The following is a 19,415-nucleotide window of genomic DNA, read 5'->3' on the forward strand; positions in this document are numbered from 1 at the left end:
ATATCACACGAGCTTTTTACCCTACTGTCATACTTTATTTTCTAATGGTGTTAAACCTATTTTCTTTTGAATATTTGTTGAGTCGTAAATACGATACTCCTCAAAAAAGAGCTATTCCAGCGACATTATATTTTATGTTAACCGGTATTCTATCTTATTTAGCGTATTTATGGTTAACTGATAATTTAATTGACTAACAAAATTAGATCCAAAGTGGATGAAAATATTTGAAAGCGTTTTGCATCTATTTTTACGATGCAAAACGCTTTTTGTTTCTTCTTGAGGTGAATATTCACCGATTTTCAGTCGGCTTTTTTCTCACTCAACTTTGCCACTTGACACAACATCTCTACCCCATATTGCAACTGTTCTCGAGTTGCATAAGCATATGAAAGTCGAATATGCTGCGTATCTTGCGCATCATAAATATAGCCCGGATTGATCAGAACATTGAACTGCAATAATTTTATAAAAAATGCTTTATCCACGATTGGTGCGTGAAATTTTAGCCATATATAAAATCCGCCCTTTGGTTGTTCCCAACTTGCAATGTCCCTTAAGTTGTCATTTAATAACTTTTCAACAAAGGTTGCCCGTTGCTGAAGCTCATGTCTTAAACCTTCTATATGGCGTTCGTACTTTCCTGTTTGCAGCCAGTGCAACACAATTTCTTGTGAAATGGCACTTGACCCATAGTCTGTTTGCATTTTAATATCCGCGAGGCGTTCAATTACTGTTGTTGGCCCGATTAACCAACCAATACGTAGTCCAGGGCTCAGTGTTTTCGAAACACTGCCAATATATAAAACTTGTCCGCTATCATCCATGGACTTTATGGATGGAGAGTCCTCATTAAAAAGTAATTCATGGTAAACATCATCTTCTATAATAGGGATACGCGATTGTTTACATGCCTCATATACTTGCCTTTTTTCTTCCGTTGTCCACACACGACCGGTTGGATTATTTAATGTAGGAACTGCATAAAAAACAGCCTGTCTTTTTCTTTTCTTATGCGCTAAAGATTGGGCGAGTTGTTGATCTCGATTGATTGCTATCATTTGCATACCGACAGATTGGAATGGATGAACTGAATTTAAATAGGACGTTTTTTCTTGAAATACGATGGAACCTTGCTCTAGCAAACCAACCGCAATAAGCTGTAATGCTTGTAGTGCACCCGAAACAATGCAGACATTTTCAGGTAGTGCCTGTATACCTCTTTTTTGAACATATCGGCAAATGGCTTCCCGTAGTTGCTTGCTTCCTTGCGGAGATGAATAACCTAAAGCTCTTGGCTCTAGGGATAGCTCTTTCAATGATGCTTCCATTTCAGTAGTTGGTAATAAGTTTGGCGCTAACTCTCCTGTTCCCAAGCGAATAAAATCATCTCGTTGCTCATATTCGTTAATCAATTGAATTGTATGGTAATTTGGCTTGTGCAGACTTGTATCAATGTATGTTTGCCAATTCGGTTGTCTTTGTTTAATTAATGCCTGCCAAGAAGAGTTCGCTACATAAATACCTGAACCAATTGTAGATTCAAGTATACCGATTGCTTTTAATTCTTCTAATGCCTGCTGAACAGTGCTGCGGTTAACCCCGAATTGCAAGGCAAGTTGTCTTTGCGTAGGAAGCTTCGTTCCTGCAACCCAATCCCCTCGCTCAATGCGCTCTGTTATCCATGTTACAATTTGTTGTTGTAAAGTCCTATCCCCTTGTCGCGTCGGTTGCCAGCCCATGTTTTCACCTCATAAATTGGGTGGGTAAAATACCATCCAATTGGTCGTTTTCTTATAGTTATAACATAGGTAGAATAAGTATGGAAAGGAGGGAATGTCATTGGAGGCATTTTTACATGGTATGCTATTAGCATTTGGACTCATATTGCCGTTAGGTGTTCAAAACGTTTTCGTTTTCTCCCAAGGTGCAACGCAACAACGATTCTTATTAGCCCTACCGGCTGCCATTACAGCAGCACTGTGCGATACATTATTGATTTTGCTTGCTGTTTTTGGTTTATCCGTTGTTGTCTTACAATTTGAATGGCTACGTATTGCTTTAATGTGCGTGGGGATCGTGTTTCTATTGTATATCGGCTATAGTATTTGGCGCTCGACAGCGACAACTAGTGAGAAGAGCGAAGCAATGCCTGTCAAAAAACAAATTGTATTTGCACTATCTGTTTCGTTATTAAATCCACATGCTATTTTAGATACAATTGGCGTAATTGGTACAAGCGCATTAAAATATAATGGCACAGATCAAATACTCTTTACTGCTGCATGTGTGCTTATTTCGTGGCTATGGTTTTTCGGTCTTACACTAGCTGGTGCTTCTTTTAAAAAGCTCGATAGCTCTGGCAAGTTGATGAATATTTTCAATAAATGCTCAGCAATCTTTATTTGGGCAACTGCTATTTATTTACTGAGTGGTTTACTTTAATTGCATTACATAGTTTAGAGATATATTTTAATAATTGATGTGATTGCATTGATAGATGAACGATTTATGCTTTATGTACATTTCAATAATCTTAACTTCTGCACCAAGCCGCCTTATATTCTCCTTTAATTTTCATTAAGACCACTCGCTATTGAGTGGTCTTAATGTTTCAAAAATCTTCAATTTATAATAATCGTTCTATAATGTTCAAATGAGTTGCCAATCTAGTGATAGCTATTCTTACTAACGATTTCTAATATATGAAAAAATGAAAAACCAAAATGAAAATATATTTCTAATACTTTACTTCTTCAACAGTAATAAAAGAGCTTCGTATTTTCCTTATTAAGAAGATGGTATCCACTCTTTTCATGAAATATCAAGTTTTAAAATATTATAATTTTTTCAATACTCTGATTTATTATTATAAACTTTAATTATTATAAGGAAGGAGGATATAGAAATGAGCAACTTACAACCTATTTCTTCAGAAGAATTAGTAAAGTTTGAAGAAGTTCGTAATGGTGACAAGATTACAGTTATTCGTTGCTAGTTTTAAGACACAAAGAACGAATTTTATTCGCTCTTTGTGTTCTACTTTATATTTGAGTTTTTATTAGGAAAAAAATTTTTCAAATGATTTTCTTTGAAGGTTGGGAAAATGATATTATTGTATCTATTTTTATTCATTATAGTTTTTAATTTATATACTTATTTAAGTCTATATGTGCATGAATTTGGACATTTTATTGCTGCAAAACTTCTTGGAGCAACTCAAACAAAAATTGTACTAAATATTAAAAATGTTAATCCTAATACCACTTTCAGTTTTGGAAGAAAAATAAGCAATTTAGAAAATTGCATCATAACGCTCTCTGGGGTCATATTGCAACTAATGCTTTCTATACTGATTTTGTTACAAAACTATAGCTTATTCATAAAAATAGTTGCTGTTATTCATATACCGGCAATTTCAATTAATATTTTGCCTTTAAAACCGTTAGACGGATATTATCTTTTGCCACTATTTAAAAATATAAAAGGTTCTATTACTATTTTTTATTTGCTATTTATTTTCTCTATCCTGATATCAATATACTTCACATGGAAATATTTATTTGTATTATTCAATAGTTCATTCAGTAATTCATTAATTATTATGATATTACCTGCGCTATTACTATATAAACTTTTAAGAAAAATAAGTAAGTATAGGAGTATTTAATATGGAAACAACCGAAAAAAAATATAAAGTAAGATATGGTAATTCCAAAATTCTTTTGACAAACGAGACCAATACCTCATTTTGGGAATTTGAGGATACTTATCATGCCGAAAATACAGATAAAGAAGAAAGGAATTTCTTTACCTCCGTGGATAAAGCCTTCTTTTCCTACCCATTAAAAAAATTTGGTAATGTTCATTTATTTGGATTCCCTTTTAATAAAGGATCAAATAAAAGTGATTCAAAAGTGAAAAATTTTGCTGCTGCTTTAAGAGAATCGAGCCTACGACTTCCAATATATTTAGATGAATATAATGAAGATACTTCGGGTATTTATGATTATTTAAGAGACAAATATTTGATGAAAAATTGTTTCTTGGTCGATCACGGTGATTTATCGATAGACAATGATAGTTTAGAAGAAGCTAATCACCAAATATTCCAAGTGTTAAACTACATAGAATCTCAAAAAACAAAATTTTGTGTAGTAGGTGGAGATCATTCAATCACATATACACTTGTAAGAAATCTAACAAAGATATTATCGAAAAGAATATTAGTCATTCAATTTGATGCTCATCATGACTGCGGATCGGATATTTTAAAAATGGATAAGGAGATTTGTCATAGCAATTTTGTTCGTTTTTTATTAAAAGAGGAATTGGTTACCGGAATCATTCAAATAGGGGTTAGAGGTCTGAGATCACTAGGGCAATATTATAATCACCCTAAACTTTTTCAACTCAATTTTTCTGATTTAAATAAACTTCATTCAATTGTATCTGAATTGTTACATACTGGAGGTGAAATAATTGGGTATGTTTCATTCGATGTTGATGTATTAGAACCTAGAGATTTCCCTTTAGTAGATTTCCCAAAAATTGAAGGACCAAAATTACAAGAAGTTATTCATATGATACAGGGAATTTTCAAAATTATACCATTCATAAAAGCAGTAGATATAGTCGAAGGACAATCAGGAGGTGAACCTGAACAATATGATTCGGTTCTTCATATTTTATTATATCTACTGGAAGGGTTAACTAATAAAGGAGATGGAAAGTAGTCATGATAAAAAGTAAAAATCAGATTCAACTCGATTGTATGCTGAAAATAAGTGAGGAATCGATATATGGATCAGATTATGATAATTTTATAGCATTAGTGAATTTATCAAAAGAACTTCAACCTTTATTACAATATGATAAATTAAAAATAATACAAGTATGGGAAAAGTATCGCTTTAATAATGAAGTACAAAACTACTTAAGACAGGAACCATTTGCTTTTTCGGGGTTCCAGGAAAAAATAGGTATGGAGAATATTATCTCTTGTTTCGAAAAAGGTGGGGTTTTTGCTACTTTTCATTTTGGCTATTACCGTCACGTGCCTTTTGAGTTAACAAAATCTTTGAATAAAGGTAACAAATTTTCATTAGATATTGTTGTGGACAGAGAATCTTATAACAGTGAATTAGAATTAACAAAGTGGAATGAAATTAAGCAAGAGAATAATATAAGTTACATAATAGCTGAGGAAAATGTAAGTGGGTTAAAGTTGATTCGCTTACTGAAACAAGGGGGCTCATTTCTATTATATTTAGATGGAAATACAGGATCTGGTGAAGATTCTAAACCAATTGAAGTTCAACACATTACATCATTAATAAGGTTAAGAAGCGGTATTTTCCGTTTGCTACAATTAACTAAAAAGCCACTGTGTCTTGTAATGGCAGATTTAAATTCGGAGGGAGAACCTCGTTTGAAAGCTGAGAATCTAAAATACTTTAGGAAAGAAAACTTTGAGCAATCAGTAAATGAAGTTTACACCATTTTTAGAAACACACTAATCAATCATCCGGAATTGTGGAGATTTTGGTATAGGCATCATCTTTATGTGAATAGTTGGATGGAAATAAAAAATTCAATAACAAATAGTCCATTGATTGATTGGCGAAGTAATAATGGATTAGGATTAGATTTAACTACAGGAAATGTATACAAATTAGATTAATAAACATCAGATTATTTTAACTTAATTCACCTATTCAAATCTGTTCAACACGTGGATACTAAGACAGCAAGAAACCGCTCAAATTCTATAATGGACTTGTCCTATTTGTCATACTCATCATGACTGAGATATAAATGCAAGTATCAATATTCAGACTAAAGGTCTAAGAATAAAAGTATACGATTAGCTAGAAATTTGAGAAATCCGTACAAGTAAAGACATTCTGGTAGTATGCTCCATCCCCAAGAAGCGCCCACTTCAAGCGTTAAGAATTCTTAGTTTAGCTAAATGGTGAGTAGTATGCAAAGTAAAGATGACAAGCCAGTTATCATTCACCTAGGGGGCTATTATGTTTAAAAATCATAATTTTGTTTTACTGTTTTTCTCTCGTTTTTTTAGTGTATTTGCGGATGCTATGTTATTTATAATTTTATTATCTATGTTAGGCAATTTTGGTATTCGCGCTATCGGACTTTCAATTTTCTTTATATTTTCTACTCTTCCAGCAATTATATTTTCTTTGCCCGCAGGAGCGATTATTGAAAGAAAATATCTTCAGAAGGTCATGAGTTTTACTGACATAATACGATTTGTTTTAGTTGGATGTCTTGCAATAATTAACACGATTCATTTAACACCTACTATCATTTATATATTTATCTTTTCCATTGTCCTGTGTAATGTATTTTACATCCCGGCCAATTCGTCTCTATTGCCCAAAATTGTTAAGCAGGAATATTTAGCAAATGCAAATAGCTATATCCAAATCACAATGCTCCTTGCAAAAATAGGTTCTTATAGCGTAGGGGCCTGGCTGATTAAAAGTGGATTGAGTTATTCTAGTTTGCTACTTATCATAGGCTCATTTTATATTATTTCGATGATTATGATTTTAGCAGTAAAGCCATATCACAAAAATTTATCAAACAACGAACCGACAACGATCATACAAGACGTAAAAGCGGGATTAGCTTATATTAAATTAAATAAATTATATAGTAAGCTGTTTCATATATTTGGTGCTGCCTGGTTAGTTGGTTCATCAGTAGATCTTTATTTAATATCGTATTTAGTGGAAATATTGGAACGACCACATGAAGATTTATATATAATTACCACATATAGTTTGATTGGAATTGGTTTAGGATCATTCATATCGCCTTACTTATACAAACGAATTGATCCTAAAATAGGGCTTTATGCTTCAAGTCTAGGCTTTGGTATTATTATCGCTTTATTCTCGTTGGAATTACCACTTGAGGTATTGTTAATAGGATTACTTATCGGTGGATTTGCACAAGGGTTATTTTTAATTTTTTTAAATACGTATTTACAAAGCAATGTAGAAGAGAACTATCTTTCACGAGTATACAGCTTATACCATTTCGTTTACACTGGAGTAAGCTTACCAGGATATCTACTTTTCGGATACTTTATTGATCGTATCGGCATAATTAATACAGGTTTTATTATTGCAGCCTATTTAATACTCATTGCTTTAGTAACGATTTTTTACTTACCATCTTTACGAAATAAAAAGGAAATTTTAGAAGAAAGTCATTCTTAAAAAAGCCAGCTATCTATTTTTTATTGATAGCTGGCTATTATATTTTTATTGGTTTTTAAGCTTTATTACAAATGATTGTAAGTATTCTTCATAATTTAAAGCATGATTCAAGCATTCAACCTTATGTAAAATATCTATTGATTCTTGAGCAAGTTCAAGACCTTGTTTATATTTTGTATGCATTTTGAATAAACCGAAGTAAAAATTTAGAGTTGTTTTTTCTAAGATAAATGTTTCAGGTATATTTTGATTTTTTAATTCATATAAATAGGCTTCCGTCTCTTTCAACTTATTATGCTCAAGACATGTTCTAATAGTATTGAAATACACATCAAATAAATTTCGCTTGTAACTTAACATGTTTTTGAAATACATACTCTTTTTAATGACTTCTGAGGATAACATAATTACAGTATCTATAGCCAACAAATGTAATGTATTTCCATAAAGAATTATTTCATATTCTCCCCAGACTTCTACTTGCCATAAATAATCAACGAGTATTTCTAAATTTTCTTGTTTAACTTTGTTGTCAGTAAGGTCCGAAATAATTGCTTCGATCATGATACTGTTTAATTTATATGACAATACATTAGTTTCTTCAAATTTAAAAATCTCATCATTTCTTAACTTATTTAAAAACTTTAAATCTCCACGTAAATAAGATTCCTTCATGTTTATAATTAATTCTTCAAAATGCCCTACTTTAAATTCATTATGGATATAAATAAATTCTTCAAAAGTTACATTAATTCGATTAAGCAACAATAATAACTTAGAAACAGTTATGCCAGTTTCATCTCTTTCAAATTTAGATAAATGAGAAACGGACATTATATCTTTTGCTGTATTATTAAGACTATAACCTTTGTATAACCGTAACTTGCGAAAAGTATGACCTAAGTTATCCATAAAAATCACCTTTACCGTTATGTTCTATGAGCTAACATGCTGATTTTTTCATTAAATAATTTATCAGCATAGCTTATTGGTTCTCTTTTTTCTGCGACTATTATCTTAACTCTATTACTTTGTATAGAATGAATGATATCATATAAATTTTTTAAGGCTTCTTGGGAATCATCACTTAAGATAATCACATTTTTAAGTTTCAATAATTTTAATTTCTTAGCTGTTGATTCTCTAACTAACCAAATGTGATCTTCCTTTGTATAGTGGTATTTGTTTTCTTCTAATTGGCTTGTAGTAGTCAGTAAAAATTTAATATTCCCTTCCACTGAATAATATATTTCTGATTGTTCATCACTTATAGTTTTCTTTATGATAGATTCAATTTTTTCTTTAGCTATGATTCCATGCCTGATAATTTTATAGTTTTCACAAGCTGACATATCTAAAATCGTTGATTCGATACCGATTCTTGGTTTTCCTCCATCTAAAAAGAATATGTCTGTTTGAGGAAAATAATTTTTAGTTTTCTCGATATTGGTGGAAGCTAATAGACCTGAAATATTTGCAGAAGTACCTGATATAGGAGCGCCAGAATTCTCGATAACTTTCAAAGTCAAACTGTTATCAGGCATTCTAAACCCTATGTTCTTTTCCTCACTGATCGATTTAAAAATAAATGTTATAGGACCTGGGCAAAAATATTCCATTAGAAGCCTCGTATCTTCTGAAATATAAGCTAATTTACTTACCATATCAATACTAGAGACATTTAAAACAAGCGGCTTATGTATAGCTCTATTTTTGATTTTATAAAGTTTTTTTATTCCTTCAATATTTTGAGAATCCACTCCAATTCCGTAAACTGTTTCTGTAGGATAAATTAATAAATCTCCTTTTTTCAACGCAGATACTGATTTTTCAATAAGGGCTTCCTCGTTCATCCTATATTCACCCCGTATATATAATCTTGATTTACATTTAGTTTTGTAAGGTAATCTCGAACAAGATTTAAAGAACTTTTATGAGGTTTAAAATGTCCGGATTTATTATCAATTAAAGCACCTGCTATTTTATTATGCTTATCTTTAATTATTCCAATCTCTTCTGCTGCCTTTACCCTATCAGTCTTAAATTCTAATAATAAAGGATGTATCATTAATGCATTTTTATGTGAATTATTGGTCGCTTTTTATTCGCCATAAGCCCCCTTCATCGTTGCTTTAGAAAACTCACGAACCATTGAGTTAATTGCTAGATTAAGTTCTGATTTTGCGTCTCAAAATATATCCTTTAATTAGAATTTTCAAAAAAAGATGATATTATTTTTATAACCTTTATTTTCTTTTTTAGTTAACTACATTTAGGGTAAGGTGGTGTTATCTTGAAAAAAGACATAATAAAAGTGGTATTAGTTTTTAGTATTGGTTCGATTTTAGTACTATTGGTTCCTTTTCTATTTTTATAATTATTTTAGTATTTCTCTTTGACAAAGATGAAACAACAAGAAGCATATTATTTTACGCTTCTTGTTGTTTTGAAAAAAGCTCATTTTCTAAATCGTGAATCTATCAGTTATTTTTTAAAACAAGCAATTACTGCGCCAATATTAGCCCCACCTATCGCAAAAACTCCGGCAATACAAGGTACACAAAGTGGTACTACACCACCTGCACAAGCGCCAATGCAAGTTGTTGCTACGATTCTAGCAACAACTAAATCAATTAAAAGTACACTAGAAAGGCAAAGTGCCACTTCTGCTATGCCTCGTGTTTGTATAATATTATTACCTAAAGGAAGATTTTGAGCTTTATCTATTACTTTCTGTACTTCACTGTTGCTTAAATATTCTATATCCGTTATTTTTTCATATATTTTCATTCCATCAGTAAATACAGAAATAGCAACTGTATTCGTCCGACTCTTTGTTATTAACGTCTCACTATAAGTTAAAATTTCTCCATCTTGAATAATTAGAGTTAAATTGCTTATAGGATTATAGTTACTGGAAGTAATGGGAATTGATGAAATTGTATATGTATCATTATCAACAAAAACTTCACCAATTTTAATTTCATCATAATTTAAGTAATTATTTGGAACATTACTGAGGACGCTTTTATTAGCTATAGCATCAAGTGTTATATCTTTAATTTCCTGAATTTTAATAGGATTTTTTACAATCGTTATCATTTGTGAAGTTTGACTTAAATTAGCAAAGTCATTAGTTTGAGCATTTGTCTCCAAGACTGAACTAGAAAATGCAAATACAAAAAGTATTAACACCACCATTACTTTAATAGCTTTATGGCATTTTTTCATTTTAATCTCTCCTTCTCAATTTTTTAGAAGTCTCACCTATATCCCTTTTACCTTCAGGATTAAGTCCATTACAGCTTCATCTAAAATTAATAAATCTGAGTTAAGATTAATGCTAATGTTAGGCCCAATCTTTGTTTCATTCCTAAAGAAAATTCAGAGAAAAGTATTTTATTATTAGTATGTTCTACTAATAAAAGCATATATATTAGGAAACCTTTTTTCTGAATAGCTATATAATAGCCCTTTAGTTGCTGTTATTTATCCAGACATAATTTTAAACAAAGTTGATTTTAATTCCCTATTTTTACTAATAACAACACAAATTTCGTCGGAAATTATTTCAAAGACATTCTACTCACCCTCTTTGAAAATGAATATTATTTTTACTGTCAGTATAAAATGCATTTTTCAAGATTAAAAGTGTCTATTTTTTGAATATTTTGTGAACATCAGTAAGCGGTAATTTACAAAATAATTTAAAAATTAATACTGTATACTATTAAAAAGTAATTTATTGTTTGCAGGAGGTGATATCTTGAAGACGATCAATTATAAAAATCCTATTGTAGCAAGCTATCTATTTATCGCTGGAATATTTATAGTCTTAGGTTTTTCTCAAGGTTTAATCTTCTTTCTAATAGGGGCGCTTTCTGTTGCTTTGGGCATTAAAGAAAACAATAAGCTTACTTAAATATAAATAATAAGAAAAGAAAGTCGATTAAAAGATTTTAGCGCATCTTTTAATCGACTTTTCCTAAACTATATATTAGAAATTAACAGCAATCTTGATTTCTTTATCAAACAACTTCGTCTGAATGATATTTTCTCCTGATTGCACTTCCCCGAACAAAATGTCATTTAACAATACATTCGCTTTTAATAAAGTAGTATAGTGTTGGATGATTTTCTTCGTTTCAGCATCTGCAGAGATTGATATTGAAATATATTGTTCCACAGGTAACTGCCATTTTTTGCGGGTTTCCTGTATCGTACGTATTAACTCTCTTATTTGACCTTCCTGAAGTAAGTCTTCTGTTAACTGTGTATCGAGTAAGACACGACATCCATTCTCTTCTGCTAACACATAATGATCTTTCACGATGGACTCTTTTATCACATGTGTTTTCAACAGAGTAAGTTTTTGATTATCGATGTCTAATTCAATTGAGCCATTTAACTGAAGTGTCATTTTTTCCGCTTCACTTAATCGCATTACATAATCTTTTACTTTATGCACTTGTGATCCAAATGCTGCACCAGCTGTTTTGAAGTTTAGTTTGTAGTGAATGGTTTCATAAGTAGTAAAGTCCTGTGTCCACTTACATTCCTTCACATTTAATTCATCTCGAATAATATCATTATACCGCGCATAATCTTCCACTTCTCCAACTACTGACATCACCATTTCCTTTAATGGTTGCTTCACTTTAAGTCCTTTACTATTGCGAATACTTCGACCGAGTTCAACTACGGTAAGAACATTTGCCATTTGTTGTTCAAGTTGTTGGTCTCGTAGTGTTGCATCGTACTTCGGATAGTCTTGTAAATGGACACTTTCGCTACATAATTTTCGATATACATCCTCCGCAAGAAACGGCGTAAACGGAGCCAATAATTGACTAACAGTCGTTAAAACTTCGCACAACGTACTGAAAGCTCCTCGTTTATCGTCTGATAAACCGTTTGCCCAAAAACGAGTGCGCGAACGACGAATATACCAATTACTTAGCTCTTCAACAAGTTTAGCAATTTCTCTCGTTGCTTGTGTTATTTGAAAATCATCCATATAGTTTGTCACAAGTTGAATCGTATGGTGTAAACGAGATTTTATCCAATGATCTAGCTTCGTTCGTTTTCCAGTATTTTCGGCATCGTAGCTGAAACCGTCTATAGCCGCATACAATTGATAAAATTTCAATGTATTATCCAATGTATCCACGAGTTTTGACTTGGCCTCCACCACTATTTTCTTAGAAAATCGCTTCGAATTCCAAGGTGAGCTATCGACTAAAAATGCCCATCTTAAAGCATCCGCTCCATACTGTTGGATTAACTCAACTGGCTCTGATGCATTGCCTTTACTTTTCGACATCTTTTGCCCGTGCTCATCTAATACATGACCTAGCGACAGTACATTTTTGTATGGCGCTTTCCCTGTAAATAATGTAGATACCGCTAATAAACTATAGAAAAAGCCGCGTGTCTGGTCGATGCCTTCTATGACAACATCTGCAGGAAACTGTTTGGAAAATGCATCGACATTACCAAATGGATAATGATGCTGAGCAAATGGCATTGAGCCACTATCAAACCATACATCAATCACTTCAGGTGTACGGCGCATATCTCCATGACATGATGGGCAAACACAAACAACCTCATCGATATACGGTTTATGCAGTTCCATGTTATCAGGCACTATTTCTTTTGCTAACTTGCTTAGTGCTGCCATACTATCTGGTGCTTCTTCATGACCACATGTCTCACAAATCCATACGTTTAACGGTGTACCCCAGTAACGATTTCGACTTATGTTCCAATCTACGATATTTTCTAAGAAATTGCCAAAACGTCCGTCTTTAATATGGTCAGGATACCATGTGACTTGTTCATTATTCAGTAGCATTTGCTCCTTCAATGCCGACATTTTGATAAACCAGCTATCTGTTGCATAGTAAAGTAACGGTGAATCACAGCGCCAACAATATGGATAGCTATGTTCATATTTTTCTTTCGCAAATAGCAGCCCTTTTTCCGCAAGCATTTTAATGATGTCGACATCACAGTCTTTGACAAACTTACCTGCAAGCTCTGGCACTTCTTCTGTATAGCAACCTTGTAAATCCACCACATTGACAAAGGACAGCTGGTGTTGTTGCACTGTTCTATAGTCATCTTCTCCATAAGCTGGAGCGGTATGCACAATACCCGTTCCACTTTGATCGGTTACGTAATCGGCTAATACGACAACATGCCCTTTTTCAACCGTTGCATATGAAAATGGCGGTTGGTATGCTACACCGGCAAACTCTTGACCTTTATGCTCACTTAACATGTCAACTGGTTCAGAAAATACTTTTTCAACAAGTGTTTTAGCAAGGATATAAATGGTATTGTCATGTTTTACCCTTACATATGTGATATGTGGATTCATGGCTAATGCTACATTAGCAGGTAATGTCCAGGGAGTTGTCGTCCAACCAAGAAAATATTCGTCTTTATCCTTCCGTTTAAACATCGCCGTTACCGACAAATCTTTTACATCCTTATAGCCTTGTGCTACTTCATGCGAACTTAATGATGTTTGGCAACTTGGGCAATAAGGGGATACACGATGTCCTTTATATAACAGCTTTTCCTGATGCACATGACTTAAAATATGCCAAACAGATTCGATATACTCGTTACTTAACGTTAAATATGGATTATCCAAGTCAATCCAATAGCCCAATTGTTCCGTAAACGTGCGCCATTTCTTTTCGTACGTAAAAACACTACCTTTACATTCCTTAATAAATTGTTCGACACCATAGTTTTCAATTTCTTGTTTACCGGATATCCCTAATTTTTTCTCCACACCTAACTCTACTGGTAACCCATGTGTATCCCATCCGGCTTTTCGTTCAACGCAGAAACCTTGCATTGTTTTATAACGTGCCACCACATCTTTGATCGTTCTACCAAAAGCATGACCGACGTGTGGTAAACCATTGGCTGTTGGTGGGCCTTCGTAAAATACAAAGGGCTTACGAGTGGCACGATTTTGGACAGATGCTTGAAAAGTCCTTTCTTCCTCCCATATTTTACGTACTCTTTGTTCCCTTTCTACAGTTGTCTCTTTGTTTTTCTCGACTTGCATGTAAACTCCTCCTATACAGTAGTGTATAAAAGGCATACAAAAAACCCCGTCCCAAGTAAGGGACGGGGTTAACCGCGATACCACCCTAATTCTATTGAAAACCGCTCAATAGCACTTAGCAACGTACAATCATACGTGTTCTTTTTAACGGTAGACACCCGAATTAGCCTACTATGTTCAGCTAATCTTCTCAGAGAGGATCTTCATGAAACATTTGTACACCGACTTCCACCAACATGTCGGCTCTCTGTAGAACACAATGTAACACTACTCTTTCTCATCAACGAATTTGTATGCTTTTATTGTGCCCTATCGTAACAAATTGCCATTCACTTGTCAATATTCAGACATTCCTTAATGCTTTGATGTAGCACCGTATATTGAGCTTTATCAGCAGTTTGTATATAAAAACTTTTTAAAAATGATTTCCAGTTAAAGCGTAATATTCGATAGTGCTGGACATCAAGCTGTGTCTTTTGTGCAGCTATCGTTGCCATCGTTTCATTTAGTAATGTGAGAACTTCTTTTTGCTGCAAACCTAGTTCTAGCATGGTGAATAGAGGTACTAACAGCCGTTCATCTTCATCATGAATAAAGGCATATTCTGTTTGTAACAGCATGTTCCATAAAGGACGCAATAAATCGATAAAGGATGCTTTATTAAATTTAGAGCTTTTCACTAATTCATCCACTAAATCTGATACATGGGCCACACTATGTGCCCATCCTTTATCTGGCACATAGCCTCTTACATCTTTTTCAGCTAGCAAATAGGCAATTACCTTATTAGAAAGTTCCTCAATCTTGTACGCTTCAAGAAAATCATCTTCATTATCGCGCGTTAATATAAGGGCGATTAGTAGTGATGTAAAGGTTCTTGTAAAAACTGAATCATTTTGATTTTCTCCAATGCCTTTACACAATAGTTGCGTTAAGGCATTGTCCAACATCTCACTTAACATAGTCGCACCCAACAAATTTTCTTGTAAAATCATTGTATAAAAGGAACTATAGATTAATCCGTCTCGCAGTTCACTATCTACTGAACCTATATGCGTTAACATGGACTGTATGACCTTATTGTGATCTGCATGTTGCCATGTGTTAGGGTCATTTAGGAATGCTTGCAGTTCAACTTTTAAATCCGTTTCAGTTAATAATTGTCCGTGTAATATCATATGCAGTTCTCCCCTTTTGGTATTGCTTATATTTCTTTTCTAGAAATCTTATTCATTTCCTATCAAGTTGTTTAATCGCCAACATTGAATGATCCTGTATAATGCCTGTATCTACAAAACCACATGATGCGTATAATGTTTTCGCTTTATTATTACTTGTATGGTAAAAGAGTGATACATACTCTGCTTCCCCATAAGGCATCTTTTCAATATCCATTAACATTTTTTCAAAGGCAAGTTTGCCATATCCTTTGCCCTGATAACGCTTTTCAATCATTATATGCCAAACAAAATAGCTCTTCTTTCCGTAAAAAACTTCTTTTTCAAATGATTCATGATCTAACGTATCATAAATATACATTAAAAATCCTACCGCAATCCCATCGGCATAAATGGCGATAGGGTTTGCTGGTATCCCATCAGCATTTAACATATGAGCATCAGCAAAGCTTCTCAGGTTTGTTGTTTCCAGATAGTCTTGCTGATTTTCTGCAACTTCAAGTGCTATGACTTCCTCAATGTTTTCCCCAGTTATCTTACGAAATTCAATCATTTTTCCACCTCTTCTTAGTCATTCAAGCTAAAATACCTCACACATAGAATGAAATATCATAATCAATCTTGATTTAAATGCCATAATTTTTCCAATGGAATGTCCGCTAATTTATGGTCATACTTATCAATTAGCAAACGATCAATAGCGATTTCTGGCCGCTCTGTAAAAAATTTCGTTATTACATGACAGTGCGCCAGTGCTAAATGCTCTGTTAATTGCTTTGCAAAATCCGCTAATGGTTCAATATGTTTTACTTGGACACCGTTCTCAGAAAAAATACTTACTGATACATAATTCGTTCGTTGTTCATCTTCATCAATGTAAAAATCAGCGATATCCAACTCTTCTACAGTCGCCTGTCTTCTTTCATCAATGATAACTAAACTATAATAGACGCGTTGAATACGTATTGTCTATACTTCCAAATCTGTTAAACGTAATGTACGTTCGAAATAATCAATCAATGAGAATACTCCTCTTGTCATTTTTATACAGTTACTTACAATAATTGTACCTTAATCCAAAATAAAAAACAGCTTATTCTTGTAAGCTGTTTTTTAGGGGTGCTACTCTGAAATTTCGATTTCATCCAAATTCGCAACAAAATCGTACTGATTTAATGCTTCTTGCAAACTATAGGTGATATTTACGTTTTGACCGATTGTAATTTTCTGTTGTACTTCGTGAAGTGGAAACCATATGCCGTTTGTATGCTTATTAATCATTTCTTCATTCGATAAACGTCCAATCTCCTCTTGTAATGCTCCAGTAACAACTAAAAATCGATCTTCCTCAATGGCAACGACCGTTCCATATTTGTAGTATGTAGCCATATTAAATTTTGACACATTGTATTTGTTTTCTAAATAAGCCATTTGTAAACCATATTCGGCAATAAAATAATCCATCGCTTCTTTTTTTACAGCCGAATGTGCATGTATTTGAAAACTGCTTTCGTATTTTTGATAATACTCCTTCATTAGTTCCGATTGAGCAAGCAATTTAACAGAAAATACCTTCATATATTTATCGTAATATTCGTCTAGTGTTAGATTAAGTTTTGAAAATCCATCTTTAAATATTGTACTTTCTTTATATGAGCGTTCCAATTGCTCTCTTTCAAAACGCTGTCGCTCTGCAATTGCCGCTTCGCTAAATTTTATACCCTTACTTATTGCAAAGGCATAATAAGCATCCATTTCGATTAGTGTTTGAAAATTCGAATTAATAAGATCTTGACTTTCATTTTTCTCAATTGCTTCTTGAATAACCATATCATATATTTTTTCATCTAATATCGGTACAGCATTTGCTGATAACTCACCCCCATTGTTGATTTGAGCGTAAATAAATATACCGATACATACAGTGAGTATGACGGTCAACATACTATACTGCCAGCGTTTAGATTGTTTTGGTTTTGTGCGTTGCTCTATTTGCCTTACTACATTAGTCATGACCCGATTTTTACTAGCTTTTAAGTCTTTTAAAGCTTCTACTTCGTATTTACTCATGTAGCAGCACCTCCCATTCTATATGCTGTAGCTTTGGCTTTAATAATTCACGTCCTCTGCGCAGCCTTGTTTTCACTGTACTATCAGGAATACTTAAAAGCTTGGCAATTTCTGCAATAGGCATATCTTCAAAGTAAAAATAACTCAGTACTTCCCGTTGCTTTAATGGTAGTGCCAATATAGCATGTTCAATTAACGTTTGCTCATCTTGCTGTATGAGCATATCCCTTCTCTCAATTATTTGCTTAGCGAAAATTTTTTGTTGCACTTGTACTTTTCGATAGCTCCAACTGCGTAAATAGTCTTTACTTTTGTTCATGACAAGCCTCGATAAATAGGCTTTTAACTCTCCACGTTCTTCATATTTTTGCTCATTGGCGTAAAACTTAATAAAGACATCTTGTACAATATCCTCTGCTTCTTGTAAATCTTTCACATAATAATAAGCAAGACGAATAAGTCGTTCCGTATGTAGCTCCATTATTTCTTCCAGTTCTTTTACTAACAACGTCTCGCCTCCCTTCTCTACACTATAAACGGTGCTCAAGATACAAAAGTTTGTTTTTTTGGAAATTATTATTATTTTTCATTGAAATAAGGAAGTATCATTGATTTTTCATTGGAAGACAGCACAATATTTGTAGAGGGTGTACCGTAAGGCATCGCGTCATCTATAAACTGTTCTAAAGTTTCTACTGAGTATGTGGCAAGTTTGACAATATAGCTAATTTCACCAGCTACCCGATAGCATTCCAACACATCCGGATGGGCATTACAAAAATTCGAGAGACTTTTACAATCAATGGACTTAAACAATACGATGGCTTGGATTGAACGATCTATGTTCTTTAAGTTTACTTTTGATGTATAGCCTTCAATAATCCCTTGCTCTTCTAGCTTTTTCACTCGTTCTATCACAGCTGGTGAGGATAAATGAACGATGCTTGCTAGCTCCTTCATTGAGATTTTCGCGTTTAATTGTAATTGGCGTAAAATTTCTGTATCGATATTGTCCATTAGAATCCACCTTTTTTTATTAATTGTTTTTTAATTAATTCCTTTCCTTATAAGGAAAATAGACTTGATTACATTATATAACTTCTGTTATTCAGTTACTCCTTTTATTACAATTAAAGCAATAAAGGAGGTATCAACCATATGAAAAAAATCTTACTACTTTTAGCAAATGGCTTTGAAGCGGTGGAAGCAAGTGTCTTTACTGATGTGCTAGGTTGGAATAAATGGGAGGGTGATGGCACAACGGAGGTTATTACTGTCGGTTTACATAAACAGTTGCAATGTACATGGAATTTTCAGGTCTCACCCGAAAAATTGTTGAATGAGATTGCTCTAGAGGATTTTGATGCATTAGCGATTCCTGGAGGTTTTGAAGAAGCGGGTTTTTATAAGGATGCTTTTAGTGAGGAATTTCAGCAAGTTATTCGACACTTTAATGAAAATAAAAAGCCAATTGCTACGATATGTGTAGCATCTCTAGCTTTAGGGAATTGTGGCATATTACAAAATAAGAAGGCGACAACTTACAGTCATCCAACAAGTAAACGATTAGCTCAGCTTCAATCTTTTGGTGCATCTATCATTAATGAACGCATCGTACAAACAGACCATATTATTACTTCCTCAAATCCTGGTACTGCTTTCGATGTCGCATTTAGCTTGCTTGAAATGCTAACAACGACTGAAAATACACAGAAAGTGAAGGATTTAATGGGATTTAAATAATACAATGGAAAAGGGTTTTTGAACTTGTTCTATCGTTCTGAAACCCTTTTAGTACTAAGATTTTCGAATAACAAAAAACCGACC

At 33.3% G+C, this 19,415-nt stretch carries 17 protein-coding genes and 1 other annotated feature; of the genes, 6 read left to right on the top strand and 11 right to left on the bottom strand.

Annotation, left to right across the window (positions count from 1 at the left end; genetic code table 11):
- Window positions 1-302: 302 nt before the first annotated feature.
- Window positions 303-1,742 (bottom strand): aminotransferase-like domain-containing protein, encoded by a 1,440-nt coding sequence (locus ACIQXI_RS06150; protein WP_402922612.1) that lies wholly within the window; start codon window positions 1,740-1,742, stop codon window positions 303-305.
- Window positions 1,743-1,842: 100 nt separating this feature from the next.
- Here ACIQXI_RS06150 and ACIQXI_RS06155 point away from each other — a divergent pair, with 100 nt between their 5' ends.
- The 4 genes from ACIQXI_RS06155 to ACIQXI_RS06170 all read left to right on the top strand — a co-directional run bounded on the left by ACIQXI_RS06155 (window position 1,843) and on the right by ACIQXI_RS06170 (window position 7,250).
- A complete protein-coding gene (locus ACIQXI_RS06155) occupies window positions 1,843-2,445 on the top strand; it encodes a LysE/ArgO family amino acid transporter (RefSeq protein WP_402922614.1) in 603 nt (200 codons plus the stop codon).
- Window positions 2,446-3,671: 1,226 nt separating this feature from the next.
- Window positions 3,672-4,736 (top strand): arginase family protein, encoded by a 1,065-nt coding sequence (locus ACIQXI_RS06160; protein ID WP_402922616.1) that lies wholly within the window; start codon window positions 3,672-3,674, stop codon window positions 4,734-4,736.
- 2 nt (window positions 4,737-4,738) lie between these two features.
- Entirely contained in the window at window positions 4,739-5,683 is a 945-nt protein-coding gene (locus ACIQXI_RS06165; RefSeq protein ID WP_402922618.1) for a hypothetical protein, read from the top strand.
- Between the two features lie 349 nt (window positions 5,684-6,032).
- A complete protein-coding gene (locus tag ACIQXI_RS06170; RefSeq protein ID WP_402922619.1) occupies window positions 6,033-7,250 on the top strand; it encodes an MFS transporter in 1,218 nt (405 codons plus the stop codon).
- A gap of 45 nt (window positions 7,251-7,295) precedes the next feature.
- Here the strand turns inward: ACIQXI_RS06170 and ACIQXI_RS06175 are convergent, their stop codons facing one another.
- The 3 genes from ACIQXI_RS06175 to ACIQXI_RS06185 form a co-directional block, all read right to left on the bottom strand.
- The gene (locus ACIQXI_RS06175) at window positions 7,296-8,162 is read right to left on the bottom strand and encodes a helix-turn-helix domain-containing protein (protein ID WP_402922621.1); all 867 of its coding nucleotides are present in this window, start codon (window positions 8,160-8,162) and stop codon (window positions 7,296-7,298) included.
- Between the two features lie 17 nt (window positions 8,163-8,179).
- The gene (locus tag ACIQXI_RS06180) at window positions 8,180-9,103 is read right to left on the bottom strand and encodes an L-threonylcarbamoyladenylate synthase (protein ID WP_402922623.1); all 924 of its coding nucleotides are present in this window, start codon (window positions 9,101-9,103) and stop codon (window positions 8,180-8,182) included.
- A 631-nt stretch (window positions 9,104-9,734) separates the two neighbouring features.
- Window positions 9,735-10,481: a hypothetical protein gene (locus tag ACIQXI_RS06185; protein WP_402922625.1), complete on the bottom strand. Its 747-nt coding sequence runs from the start codon at window positions 10,479-10,481 to the stop codon at window positions 9,735-9,737.
- A 535-nt stretch (window positions 10,482-11,016) separates the two neighbouring features.
- Here ACIQXI_RS06185 and ACIQXI_RS06190 point away from each other — a divergent pair.
- Window positions 11,017-11,172, top strand: a complete 156-nt coding sequence (locus tag ACIQXI_RS06190) for a hypothetical protein (RefSeq protein ID WP_402922627.1) — start codon at window positions 11,017-11,019, stop codon at window positions 11,170-11,172.
- Window positions 11,173-11,247: 75 nt separating this feature from the next.
- On the opposite strand, the gene ileS is transcribed toward ACIQXI_RS06190, so the two are convergent.
- The 7 genes from ileS to ACIQXI_RS06225 form a co-directional block, all read right to left on the bottom strand.
- On the bottom strand, window positions 11,248-14,340 hold the full coding sequence (ileS, locus tag ACIQXI_RS06195; protein WP_402922629.1) for an isoleucine--tRNA ligase: 3,093 nt from the start codon (window positions 14,338-14,340) through the stop codon (window positions 11,248-11,250).
- A 55-nt stretch (window positions 14,341-14,395) separates the two neighbouring features.
- Window positions 14,396-14,633: a binding site (T-box leader), on the bottom strand.
- A gap of 36 nt (window positions 14,634-14,669) precedes the next feature.
- Window positions 14,670-15,518, bottom strand: a complete 849-nt coding sequence (locus tag ACIQXI_RS06200) for a DUF2785 domain-containing protein (protein WP_402922631.1) — start codon at window positions 15,516-15,518, stop codon at window positions 14,670-14,672.
- A 52-nt stretch (window positions 15,519-15,570) separates the two neighbouring features.
- Window positions 15,571-16,071 (bottom strand): GNAT family N-acetyltransferase, encoded by a 501-nt coding sequence (locus ACIQXI_RS06205; protein ID WP_402922633.1) that lies wholly within the window; start codon window positions 16,069-16,071, stop codon window positions 15,571-15,573.
- A gap of 62 nt (window positions 16,072-16,133) precedes the next feature.
- Window positions 16,134-16,415 carry a hypothetical protein gene (locus ACIQXI_RS06210; protein ID WP_402922635.1) on the bottom strand — a complete coding sequence of 94 codons (282 nt, stop codon included), beginning with the start codon at window positions 16,413-16,415 and terminating at the stop codon, window positions 16,134-16,136.
- Between the two features lie 225 nt (window positions 16,416-16,640).
- Complete coding sequence (locus tag ACIQXI_RS06215) at window positions 16,641-17,588, bottom strand: DUF3221 domain-containing protein (RefSeq protein WP_402922637.1); 948 nt, start codon at window positions 17,586-17,588, stop codon at window positions 16,641-16,643.
- A complete protein-coding gene (locus tag ACIQXI_RS06220; protein ID WP_402922639.1) occupies window positions 17,581-18,096 on the bottom strand; it encodes a sigma-70 family RNA polymerase sigma factor in 516 nt (171 codons plus the stop codon). Before ACIQXI_RS06220 ends, ACIQXI_RS06215 begins: the two co-directional genes overlap by 8 nt.
- A 71-nt stretch (window positions 18,097-18,167) precedes the next feature.
- Window positions 18,168-18,605: an Lrp/AsnC family transcriptional regulator gene (locus ACIQXI_RS06225; RefSeq protein ID WP_402922641.1), complete on the bottom strand. Its 438-nt coding sequence runs from the start codon at window positions 18,603-18,605 to the stop codon at window positions 18,168-18,170.
- A 141-nt stretch (window positions 18,606-18,746) separates the two neighbouring features.
- On the opposite strand from ACIQXI_RS06225, the gene ACIQXI_RS06230 reads away from it, so the two are divergent.
- A complete protein-coding gene (locus ACIQXI_RS06230) occupies window positions 18,747-19,331 on the top strand; it encodes a DJ-1/PfpI family protein (RefSeq protein WP_402922643.1) in 585 nt (194 codons plus the stop codon).
- Window positions 19,332-19,415: the final 84 nt, after the last annotated feature.

The organism is Lysinibacillus sp. NPDC097195 (genome assembly GCF_044762075.1).
GTDB lineage: Bacteria > Bacillota > Bacilli > Bacillales_A > Planococcaceae > Lysinibacillus.